At 60.7% G+C, this 11,097-nt stretch carries 11 protein-coding genes; 5 read left to right on the top strand and 6 right to left on the bottom strand.

The window, feature by feature from the left end; translation table 11 throughout:
- Window positions 1–281 precede the first annotated feature (281 nt).
- Window positions 282–1,211 carry a hypothetical protein gene (locus D8U82_RS04640; RefSeq protein WP_016775227.1) on the bottom strand — a complete coding sequence of 310 codons (930 nt, stop codon included), beginning with the start codon at window positions 1,209–1,211 and terminating at the stop codon, window positions 282–284.
- A gap of 308 nt (window positions 1,212–1,519) precedes the next feature.
- Here D8U82_RS04640 and D8U82_RS04635 point away from each other — a divergent pair, with 308 nt between their 5' ends.
- Window positions 1,520–2,203: a response regulator transcription factor gene (locus tag D8U82_RS04635; RefSeq protein ID WP_016775228.1), complete on the top strand. Its 684-nt coding sequence runs from the start codon at window positions 1,520–1,522 to the stop codon at window positions 2,201–2,203.
- Window positions 2,181–3,575 (top strand): HAMP domain-containing sensor histidine kinase, encoded by a 1,395-nt coding sequence (locus tag D8U82_RS04630; RefSeq protein ID WP_130901741.1) that lies wholly within the window; start codon window positions 2,181–2,183, stop codon window positions 3,573–3,575. Before D8U82_RS04635 ends, D8U82_RS04630 begins: the two co-directional genes overlap by 23 nt.
- A 131-nt stretch (window positions 3,576–3,706) precedes the next feature.
- On the opposite strand, the gene D8U82_RS04625 is transcribed toward D8U82_RS04630, so the two are convergent.
- The 4 genes from D8U82_RS04625 to D8U82_RS04610 form a co-directional block, all read right to left on the bottom strand.
- A complete protein-coding gene (locus D8U82_RS04625; protein ID WP_130901740.1) occupies window positions 3,707–4,117 on the bottom strand; it encodes an SRPBCC family protein in 411 nt (136 codons plus the stop codon).
- A 21-nt stretch (window positions 4,118–4,138) separates the two neighbouring features.
- Window positions 4,139–4,936 carry an SDR family oxidoreductase gene (locus D8U82_RS04620; protein ID WP_110600877.1) on the bottom strand — a complete coding sequence of 266 codons (798 nt, stop codon included), beginning with the start codon at window positions 4,934–4,936 and terminating at the stop codon, window positions 4,139–4,141.
- Window positions 4,937–5,287: 351 nt separating this feature from the next.
- A complete protein-coding gene (locus D8U82_RS04615) occupies window positions 5,288–5,956 on the bottom strand; it encodes an HAD-IA family hydrolase (protein ID WP_125927904.1) in 669 nt (222 codons plus the stop codon).
- Between the two features lie 56 nt (window positions 5,957–6,012).
- Window positions 6,013–6,426, bottom strand: a complete 414-nt coding sequence (locus D8U82_RS04610) for a response regulator (RefSeq protein ID WP_016775233.1) — start codon at window positions 6,424–6,426, stop codon at window positions 6,013–6,015.
- 198 nt (window positions 6,427–6,624) lie between these two features.
- Between D8U82_RS04610 and D8U82_RS04605 the strand changes: the two genes are divergently transcribed.
- A complete protein-coding gene (locus D8U82_RS04605; RefSeq protein WP_130901739.1) occupies window positions 6,625–7,566 on the top strand; it encodes a class I SAM-dependent methyltransferase in 942 nt (313 codons plus the stop codon).
- Window positions 7,567–7,688: 122 nt separating this feature from the next.
- Here the strand turns inward: D8U82_RS04605 and D8U82_RS04600 are convergent, their stop codons facing one another.
- Window positions 7,689–8,468, bottom strand: coding sequence for a helix-turn-helix transcriptional regulator (locus D8U82_RS04600; RefSeq protein ID WP_130901738.1), 780 nt, complete (start codon window positions 8,466–8,468; stop codon window positions 7,689–7,691).
- A 111-nt stretch (window positions 8,469–8,579) separates the two neighbouring features.
- On the opposite strand from D8U82_RS04600, the gene D8U82_RS04595 reads away from it, so the two are divergent.
- Together D8U82_RS04595 and D8U82_RS04590 are read left to right on the top strand one after the other, a co-directional pair.
- Window positions 8,580–9,683: a polyamine ABC transporter substrate-binding protein gene (locus tag D8U82_RS04595; protein WP_130901737.1), complete on the top strand. Its 1,104-nt coding sequence runs from the start codon at window positions 8,580–8,582 to the stop codon at window positions 9,681–9,683.
- Between the two features lie 72 nt (window positions 9,684–9,755).
- Window positions 9,756–10,880: a P1 family peptidase gene (locus tag D8U82_RS04590; protein ID WP_130901736.1), complete on the top strand. Its 1,125-nt coding sequence runs from the start codon at window positions 9,756–9,758 to the stop codon at window positions 10,878–10,880.
- The last annotated feature ends 217 nt before the right edge of the window (window positions 10,881–11,097 follow it).

Genomic DNA, 11,097 nt, shown 5'->3' with positions numbered 1-11,097 from the left:
TGTAGCTCATACCTCAGCAAAGGCCTGGATCATTTACGGTAGGCGATATCGCCAAGGGAAATATTGATCCAGGCCAGTGAAAATGGCGGGATGGAAACGGTTAGTTGGAGAAGACGAACTGGCCCCGCAGAAAGCAAAAAAGCCGCTTTCACCCGAAGATGAAAGCGGCAGAGGCATCCTGCCTCAGAGGGATCAGTGTACGAACAGGGCGATCAGGATGATGATCGGGATCGGTACGCCGAGGAAGAACAGCAGTAATGAGCGCATGGTGACTCTCCTTTTTAACGGACCGGAGTGGTAGTGGTGTAGGTGTCGACTTCAACGTACTCGACCGCATCGCGACGACGACCGCCGAAGGTGGCTGCCAGGCTGGCGAAGAACGCACCGGCCAGCAGCGCGACGAACATCCACAGCGAGGTGTAGGCAGCGACTTTCGCGGCGGTGTCGGCAGCTTGCTGGGCTTTCAGTTTCGCGTCAGCGATGGCTTTCTGGGTGTTGGCGTAGATTTCGTCGACACGACGTTCAGCATCGGCCTGGCTCAGGTTGGTACGTTGCGACACCAGTTGTGCGAGGTAGGTGCGGTCTTCGGCGCTGAGCTGACCGTTGGCCAGGCTCTGAGCGAAGATGCGGGTCACGGTGCCGCGTGCGGCGTCATCGCTGACGGCAGCCGGACGGTCGTCACGGAACAGGCTGTCGACGAAGTAGCCGTACTGATCGCTGTCAGTATTGGCTGCGGCAGAACCGGCGGCCTGGCTCATGGCACCGGCAGCACCGCCGACGACGTTAGCCCCAGCCTGCACACCGCCGCTGACGACGCTGCTGACCGAACCGACCACCAGCACAGCGGTGACCAGTGTGGCGACGCACCAGGCGAGGAAGCCGTGGGCGGTGTCGCGAAAGTAGACTTCGTCACCGTGCATGTTCGCCCATTTCACCCGCAGACGACCGGCAATGTAGCCGCCCATGCCGGAAGCAATGATCTGCGTCACCGCCAGCCAGACAATCGTCGAAATGCCCAGGCCCTTGGCGCTGACGCCCTCTCCGGCCCACGGTGAAACCGCCGAAAAGCCCAGACCGAAACCGAGCAGCACGAGAATCATCGACAGCGCAGCGGCCGCCGCAGCACCGGCAAAGATCGCGCCCCAGGACACGCCTGAGACGCTGCTCGACTCTTCCACGGCAGGATAATAGCCATCAGGGGATCTATTCATTGTTGTACTGCTCCAGGCATGAAAAATGGTGTTACAACTCGTCAGGTGAGGAATTGCAGTGACCGTGCCAGTTACAGAAACTAAATAAACTCTTTATTTTCAATAGGTTAGAAAGTTTGAACTTCGCTGATCCGTGCAATTTGCAATAAATGGTCAGAGCCTGCGGGTTTTCTGCATTGATGACTGACTGGCAAATCCGATCAGTTCCGATTCACCGTCGCGACGAAGATGAAAGTTAATTTAAAGCGTCACGGTAAATTCTTGGCAAAATGCTGCCATTCCGTTTGAACCGATCAGCAGGCCTGCCTATGACTCGTATCTTGACCATCGAAGACGACGCCGTGACCGCGCGGGAAATCGTTGCCGAACTGAGCAGCCACGGGCTGGATGTCGACTGGGTCGACAATGGCCGCGAAGGCCTCGACCGCGCCGTGAGCGGCAACTACGACCTGATCACCCTCGACCGCATGCTGCCCGAGCTGGATGGTCTGGCCATCGTCACCACCCTGCGCACTATGGGCGTGGCGACGCCGATTCTGATGATCAGCGCCCTCTCCGATGTCGATGAGCGAGTGCGCGGTTTGCGAGCCGGTGGCGATGACTACCTGACCAAACCGTTCGCCACCGACGAAATGGCTGCGAGGGTCGAAGTGTTGCTGCGCCGGCAAAACAGCGTCGCCACCCAGGCCACGACATTGAACGTCGCCGACCTCGAACTCGACCTGATCAGCCATGAAGCCCGCCGCGCCGGACAGGTGCTGACGCTGCTGCCCACCGAATACAAACTGCTCGAGTTTCTGATGCGCAACAGCGGCCAGATTCTCTCGCGGATGATGATTTTCGAAGAGGTCTGGGGTTATCACTTCGACCCGGGCACCAACCTCATCGACGTGCATATCGGCCGGCTGCGCAAAAAGATCGACGCAGCCGGCAACGTTCCGCTGATCCGCACGGTACGGGGCTCCGGCTATGTCATTGCCGAACCCGTCTGACGGCTGGCGCTCGTCCAGCAGCCGCTTGCTGGCGCTGTACAGCTCGCTGTTCGTGGCCTGGAGCGCGATCCTCATGGGGGTCATGTACTACGAGGTATCCGGCTACCTCGACAAACTGGCCAAACATTCGTTGATGCAACGCCAGCATCTGTTCTCGCATTTTCGCGGCGAGCAACTCGAAGACGCGCTCGCGGCCAGCATGACCTTCGATATTCGTGGTATCGACGCCTATGGTCTGTTCAGCGCTGACGGCGTTTACCTGGGCGGCGCACTTCAGCAAATTCCCGAAGGACTACCGCTCGACGGCAAGATCCATATGCTCGCCGAGTGCGCCGATTCCGACGATCCGACTCTGCCCAGCGACAGCTGCGATGCTGTGGCCACCCAGACTCGCGACGGGCGCTGGCTGGTGCTGCTGCGTGACAATGGCTCGCTGTTCGCGGTGACGCGGATCATTTTGCACGCGTTGTTCTGGGGCGTGTCGCTGACGATTATTCCCGGGGTCGCCGGTTGGCATCTGCTGCGGCGTCGACCGTTGCAGCGCATCCGCGCGATTCAGAACAGCGCCCAGGCCATCGTTGCCGGCGACCTGACGCACCGCTTGCCGCTGTCCAATCGCCGCGATGAGCTGGACATGCTCGCCGCCATCGTCAACGCCATGCTGGAGCGCATCGAGCGCTTGATGAACGAGGTCAAAGGCGTCTGCGACAACATCGCCCACGACTTGCGCACACCGCTGACTCGCCTGCGCGCGCAGTTGTATCGCATGCAGCAACAGGCGGGCGAAGGTTCACAAGAAGCGGCGCAACTGGATCTGGTACTGGCTGAGGCGGACACGCTGATGGCGCGGTTTCGCGGACTGCTGCGGATTTCCGAACTGGAAGATCGCCAGCGCCGCTCAGGTTTCGTCGAACTTGATCCGGTGCGTTTGCTGGAGGAGTTGCACGAGTTCTATCTGCCGCTGGCCGAGGAAGGTAATCTGCGCTTTCAGTTAAACATGCCGGAGACGCTGCCGCCGCTCAATGGCGACCGCGCGTTGCTGTTCGAAGCGTTGGCGAACCTGCTGAGCAACTCGATCAAATTCACCCCGCCCGGCGGCACGGTGATGTTGCGTGGGGTCAATGCTAATGGCCAGACGCGGATCGAGGTTCACGATTCAGGCCCGGGGATTCCCGAGGCTGAACGTGAGGCGGTGTTCCAGCGGTTTTACCGCACCGAGGGTGGCCAGCCGCAGAGTGGATTCGGTCTGGGGCTGTCGATTGTCGCGGCGATTGTCAGCTTGCACGGCTTCAGTCTTGCGGTCGGCAGCAGCGATCTGGGCGGGGCGAAACTGGTGCTGGATTGTCGGCAGAGTTTGATCAGCCAGGCCTGACGTCTCGCGCCGATCGTTCCCACGCTTCGCGTGGGAATGCCTCAAGGGACGCTCCGCGTTCCGGCTTTCGAAATGGGACGCAGAGCGTCCCGGGCTGCATTCCCACGCAGAGCGTGGGAACGATCTGCGTCTCAGGTTGGGTAATTCGCCCGCAAGGCTTCGAGCCCGCCCTGGTAGATGCCGTTGAACAACGCCACCACCTCTTCATCGCTCACGCCGACCGCATTGAATCGCCCCGACCACGTCACCCGCGCGCCCTGCCCCTGAGCTTCAACCTTGATCGTCGCCAGGTAATCGCTGGCCGGAAACGGTGCCTGTTCGATCGAATAGCTGTACGTTCGGGCAGCGTTATCGAAAGTCTGCAGACGTTCGACCACTACACCCCCGTCAGCAGTTTTCAGCGTGCGCACTCGACCGCCTTCGCTCAGTTCACTGTGGGTAATCAACGGCAGCCAGTCCGGCAGCGTGTTGAAGCCGCCGATCAATTGCCAGACCTGATCGGCCGAGGCCGGGATGTCGATGGTTGCAGATGCTGTTGGCATAAAACCTCTCTTTCGGAAATTTCAGATAGTCAGGCTGTCGACCACACCGCCATCGACGCGCAACGCTGCGCCCGTGGTGGCCGAGGACAGCGGTGAAGCAATGTACGTGACCAGATGCGCCACTTCCGAAACATCCGCCACGCGCTGGATGATCGAAGTCGGACGGGCCTTGCGCACAAAGGCGTCGGCTTCGTCGCGCAGGTCGCGCCCGGATTCGGCGGCCGCGTCTCTGAGCATGTCTTGCAGGCCATCGGTGAAAGTCGGCCCCGGCAGGATCGCATTGACCGTGACCCCGGTACCAGCCAGACGTTTGGCCAAGCCGTGGGACACCGCGAGGTTGGCGCTTTTGGTCACGCCGTAATTGAGCATGTCTGCCGGCGTCGCGACCCCGGATTCCGATGACAGAAAGATCACCCGGCCCCAACCCTGCTCAACCATCGCCGGCACATAATGCCGCGCCAGGCGCACGCCGGAAATCACGTTGACTTCATAGAAGCGCGTCCACTCACTGTCCGGAGTCTCGAAGAAATCGACGTCGTTGAAGATGCCGAGGTTGTTGACCAGAATGTCCGCGCGCGGCTCGGCGGCGAAAAGCTTTTCCGCGCCCTCGGCCGTGCCCAGATCGGCGCTCAGACCACGCAACTGCGCGCTGGGCACCGCTTGGCGAATACTCGCCAGCGCCTGCTCGACCTTGGCCGTGTCGCGACCGATGACCACCACCGTCGCCCCGGCTTCGGCCAACGACTGGCTGATGCCCAGACCGATGCCGCCGGTACTGCCGCTGACAATGGCCAGTTTTCCACTCAGATCGATCTTCATGCGTTTACCTCGTTAGCAAGGAGTTCCACCGCGCTCGACTTTGGCGACGATTTCACAAGCATGGATCAGCGTAGTTGCGATATTGCCGGCATGGTTGAGCTGCCGACCGGTGACGGGGATGTTGTTTGATTGACGATCCCCTGTCTCTGGCAGACCGTAGCCCCTCACCCTAGCCCTCTCCCGGGGGAGAGGGAACCGACCGAGTTGTGCTGAATTTGCCGTCGACCTGAAAGACCATAGCGATTATGGATTCAGAGAAGACCTTTCACGTCGGCGTATTACCTGAATATCCCCCGGTCAGTCCCCTCTCCCTCCGGGAGAGGGCTAGGGTGAGGGGCATTTTGGAACAGATCAGATTTCCGTCAGACGAAGCAGACCATCGGCGCCGACCCTGACGCCGATCGCATCGTAACTGGCCAACGTCGCATGCGCCGTTTCGATCGGGTGCTGGTGCGTGGTGGTGATGATCATCAGTGCAGCGCCCGCCGCTTCCGCTGCCTGAATGCCAACCGTGGCGTCTTCAAAAATCAGACAGTCAGCCGGCTCGACTCCCAGCTTATTTGCAGCCAAGAGATACCCCGCAGGATCAGGCTTGCCAGCCTTTACATCTTCCGCCGTGATCATTACCGCCGGCTCGGGGATACCCGCCGCCGCCATCCGCCGCAACGCCAGATCGCGAGGCGCCGACGTCACCATCGCCCAACGATTTTTCGGCAGCGCGTTGAGAAAGGCTGCCGCCGCAGGAATCTCGACAATGCCTTCAACGTCATTGATTTCCGCTGCGGTGATGAACGCTGCTTGTTGCTCAGCATCCAGCCCCGGCAGATTCAGCCGAGTGATGGTGTCGATCGCCCGCGCGCCATGGATGGTCGGCAAAAACGTCTCGACATCAACGCCATGGCGCACCGCCCACGCTGACCAGATGCGCTCGGCGGCGGCGATGGAGTTGAGGACGGTGCCATCCATGTCGAACAGGAACGCGCCGAACGCGCGATCAAAAACCGATGCTTGTGCAGACAAGAGAGCAAATCCTCTGACAGTTGGCCGGGCAGCCTGGCCCGGCAATGTAGCACTTGTCAGTGCAACTGCGGCGCCTTGGATTTGAACGCACTTTCCACACAATCGAGCAACTGACCGATCGCCCACGGCTTCTTGATGAACGCCACCGAATGCTTGACCCCAGAAGTCTCGGGCGTTTCATAGCCGGACATGACCATCACCGGTTTCTCCGGCCAGCGGTCGCCGAACAGATTGGCCAGGTCCGCGCCGTTAAGCGTGCCGGGCATGGTGATGTCGGTCAGCAACAGCGCGACGTCCGCTGCGTGCTTTTCCAGATACAAGGATGCGGCGTCGGCGCTGGTTTGCGGTTCGACCTTGAACCCTTCCTCCTGGAGAATTTCGCAAAGAAACTCCAGAATCAACGGATCGTCCTCGACAACCAGAATCAACCCGCCAGGAAGGTGCGCGCTCGACGTAGGTGTAGGGCACATGAACAGCACTCCCCCGAATTACATTTTTGATAAGCGGTTTGAATCCGCTGCTTATCAGGTATGAGCAGCGCGCCTTGTAGAAATTCACTTTTGATACAGCAGATTTCGCCAAGGTGTTGTTTTTCGAAGCGCAGCGCCCGTCGAAAACCTTCATTTGTGGTTAAAATGCCGGCCCTTTGAACGGCCGAACCGTAATCCATGAACCCTCAAGCCCTCGCTACCCTCCACGCTCATTTGCTACCCGCACTGGCAGCGGCGCCCAGCGAAACCCGTCGGTTGTTTCACGGGCGCGGACGCTGCTGGCCGGGCCTGGAGCAGTTGACCGTGGACTGGTTGCAGGGCGTGGTGCTGGTGTCGCTGTTCAAGGAACCGGCGCCTGAGCAACTGCAGGATCTGCGGGATTCGCTGCTGCAACTCGCCGCCTCGGCCGAATGGCAGCAATCCGGCGCGCACACTTTGCTGATCCAGCACCGTTATCTGCCGCAAAGCACGGCCGAATGGCTGATCGGTGAGGAAATCGAAGAAATGACCATCGTCGAGGGTGGCTTGCAGTACCGCGTCGACCTGGGACGCAAGCAGAACACCGGGCTGTTTCTCGACATGCGCTACGGCCGCAACTGGGTGCGCGAACAAGCGGCGGGCAAGCGCGTGTTAAACCTGTTCGCCTACACCTGCGGCTTTTCCGTAGCGGCAATCGAGGGTGGCGCCAGCCATGTGGTCAACCTCGACATGTCCCGCGCCGCCCTGAGCCGAGGTCGCGACAATCACCGCCTGAACGGCCACGACCTGAGCAAGGTCAGCTTTCTCGGTCACGACCTGTTCAAATCCTGGGGCAAGGTGATCAACAGCGGCCCGTACGATCTGGTGATCATCGACCCGCCGTCGTTTCAGAAAGGCAGCTTTTTGCTGACCAAGGATTATCAACGGGTGTTGCGCCGCTTGCCGGAACTGCTCACCGCGCAAGGCACGGTGCTGGCGTGCATGAACGACCCGTCGTTCGGTTCCGGCTTTCTGATTGATGGCGTGACCCAGGAAGCGCCGAGCCTGCGCTTCGAGCAACGGCTGGACAACCCGCCAGAGTTTCCCGATATCGATTCAGAGAGCGGCCTGAAAGCCCTGGTCTTCCAGCGCAGCCACTGACACAGCGTAAGTTCACCTGTGGGAGCGAGCCTGCTCGCGAAAGCGCAGTGTCAGATAACAATTTTGTTGACTGATACACCGCTTTCGCGAGCAGGCTCGCTCCCACACAAGTTCTGTGTTGATCAAAAAACCGTCGGCCGCAGCACCAGTGCAAACAACTCACCATGCCCGGTGACGTTGAGCTTGTGATAGAGATTGCGTCGATGCACCTTCACGGTCTCCGGCGAAATCCCCATCTGCTGGGCCATCGCCTTGCTGGAAAAGCCCTGCAGGATCAGGCGCGCCGTGTCGATCTCGCGCGCGGTCAGCCGGGCATCGAAACGGTCCAGCAACGTCGCCAGATCACCCACCACCGCTTCAGCCACCGGTCCTTGCGGTGGCAGCAACTGCATGTGGCGATGCATCGCCGCCAATACCCAGTCACGAACGCACAACAGCCGGCCCTGCTCGGCCATGCCAAACGCGGTCGAACGGCCCAGGGACAAGCCGAGTACCGCGCCTTCGACGTTGATCAGAAACTGCAATTCATCCTCGCCCACCACGGCACGAAAGTAGCTCTGGTAATACTCGCTGTGCAGAAACTGATCCGGCGCAACGGAGGCCAGGCTGTGCAGGCCGTCGCTGATCCCGCTGACGGCGGCTTGATAAAACGGATCGAGCAGGTACATGCCGGCGGTATAACCGGCCAGCTCCTGCTGGTCGTCCACGTAGCCCTTGCTGTCGAAGTCGATCAGCAACCGCGGCGGCTGGCCGGCCTGCATCAGGGCGACGAGGGCATTGTCCAGCGGCACCAGCAGGCGCAGGGTGTCGACCAGCGCGCGCCAGAAACCGTCCTGCCCGAGGTGAGAAAATACCCGCGCCAGACTCTGATGCACCGGCAATTCCTGCAACAACGCGTCCACGCACTACCCCTTTCGAGTAACCCATGATGGGAATGGGGCTGGTGTGACCGGCCCGTTAGCCTGACCACTCCAGTTCATCACCGGCCTGCGACAGGCCAGGAGTGCCGCATCATGCGTCGTCACCGTGGATCTATCAACCCGGGCCTGCTGGCCTGTTTTTGTCTCTCCTCGGTCGCCATGGCGGCAGACGTACCGAGCGTGCATATCTACAACTGGTACGACTACATCGGGCCGAACACCCTGCATGATTTCCAGCGCGACAGCGGCATCCGGCCGGTGTACGACACCTTCGACAGCGCCGAAGTGCTCGAAGGCAAACTGATGACCAGCCGCAGCGGCTACGACGTCGTCGTGGCGAGCAACTTCAGCCTGCCGACCCTGATCAAGGCCGGCGCCCTCGCCCCTTTGCCTCGCGATCAACTGCTAGGCTGGCAGAATCTCGACCCCGAGCTGTTGAAGAAACTCGCGGTCAACGATCCGGGCAATCAGTACGCCGTGCCTTACCTGTGGGGCACCAACGGCATTGGCTACAACGTCGACAAAGTCCGCGCCGCGCTGGGTGACAAAGCGCCGGTGGATTCCTGGGAGTTGCTGTTCAACGAAGCCAATCTGGCCAAACTGGGCGAGTGCGGCGTGGCGATGCTCGATTCGCCGTCGGAAATGCTGCCGGTCGCCCTGCATTACCTGGGCTTGCCGCCGAACAGCACCGATCCCGTGGACTACAAAAAAGCCGAAGCATTGCTGCTCAAGCTGCGCCCGCACATCGCCTACTTCAACTCTTCGAAGTTCATCAGCGATCTGTCCAACGGCAATATCTGCGTGGCGGTTGGCTGGTCCGGGGCGATGCTCGAAGCCAAGACCAATGCCGAGCAGGCCAATAACGGCGTAAAGATCGCCTACAGCCTGCCCAAGGAAGGCGCGCCGGTGTGGTTCGACACTCTGGTGCTGCTCAAGGACGCCCCCAATCGCGCCCAAGGCCTGGCGTTTATCGATTACCTGCTGCGACCGGAAGTGATCGCGCCGGTCAGTGATCACCTGTCGTACCCGAATGGCAATCGCGCCGCGACAGCGCTGGTGGCAGCAGCCACTCGCGACAACCCGGCGGTGTACCCGTCCCCTGCCGCCATGGCCACGCTTTACACCCTCGAACCCTTGCCCAAAGCCGCCGAACGCGTGCGTACGCGGGTGTGGAGTAAGGTCAAGAACGGCCAGTAGCCCGCGCAAGAAATCTGCCTGCCTCATCCGAGCGGTAAGCCGCCCGACCTTTGAATGAAGAGACTGAATCTTATGAATCCGCGTGCCCGTGATCTCGATATCCTGATTGGCCAGATGCAACCTGGCCCGCTCAACGCCATTACCGATGTGCCGGGGGTGCGCGTCGGTCACAGCAATGTACGCGGTCGCAGCAGCAGCGGCCGTGACATCTGCACCGGCGTCACGCTGATCGAGCCGCGCCCCGGCTCGACCAGCCAGCAACCGTGCTTTGCCGGCGTGCATGTACTCAATGGCAACGGTGACGCGACCGGCCTGGAATGGATTCGCGAGGCCGGTCTGCTGACCAGTCCGATTGCCTTTACCAACACCCACAGCCTGGGTGTGGTGCGTGATGCGCTGATTGTGCTGGACCGTGAGCAACAGCCGAATGACGGGCGGCTTTACTGGAATATGCCGGTGGTGCTGGAAACCTTCGATGGACTGCTCAATGACATCAACGGCTTTCACGTCAAACCCGAGCATGTCGCCGAGGCACTGAACGGTGCCGTGGATGGGCCGGTAGGCGAAGGTGCGGTGGGTGGTGGCAGCGGCATGATCTGCCACGAATTCAAGGGTGGCATCGGCACCGCATCGCGCCGTTTGAGTGCTGCCCAGGGAGGCTGGACCGTTGGCGCGATCGTGCAGGCCAACCACGGCATTCGCAGTGAATTACGCGTCGATGGTTACCCGGTCGGGCGCTATATGGAGCAGAAGGATTCACCGTTCCTGCGGGCAGCGCTGCCGCACCCGGGCATGGGCTCGATCGTCGTCTGCCTGGCGACTGATGCGCCGCTGCTGCCCCATCAATGCATGCGTCTGGCACAGCGTGCCAGCCTGGGCCTGGCGCGTACCGGCGGCGGTAACGAAGACCACAGCGGCGACATCTTCATTGCCTTCGCCACTGGCAATGATCACGTCCCGCCCGCCGCTTACGAGGCTAAACGCGCAGCCACCTGCGACGGTTTGCGCATGGTCAACAACGACCACATCAGCGAGCTGTTTCTGGCCGCGACCGAAGCCGTGGAAGAAGCGATCATCAATGCCCTGCTCGCCAGCGACAGCAGCGAAGGCAACGGGCATTTGGTGCCGGGCCTGGATGGACAGACGCTTCTGGCGGCACTGAAAAAATCCGGTTGGCCGGGATCGCGCCCGGCATGAACCGGCATTGTGCAAGGACGACTGGCGGTACTTGAGTCGTCCATTGCACGCTCCTAGGATGAAGTTACGCGGTGACCGGATTGATCCGGCGCTGCGTAGGCGTGGGTGTTCTGAACCCCAATCAAGCCCACGCTTTGCTTCACACGCCTCTTGAGCCTCACGGGCTCTACTTCCTCCCCATCAAAGAGCTTTGAGGCTCTTTTTTTGTCTGCGTATT

Origin of the sequence: Pseudomonas sp. Sample_23 (assembly GCF_004307595.1) — a bacterium.
In the GTDB taxonomy this organism is placed as follows: domain Bacteria; phylum Pseudomonadota; class Gammaproteobacteria; order Pseudomonadales; family Pseudomonadaceae; genus Aquipseudomonas; species Aquipseudomonas atacamensis.
The sequence above is the reverse complement of the archived record's forward strand: the minus strand, read 5'-3'. Positions and strand labels throughout refer to the sequence as shown.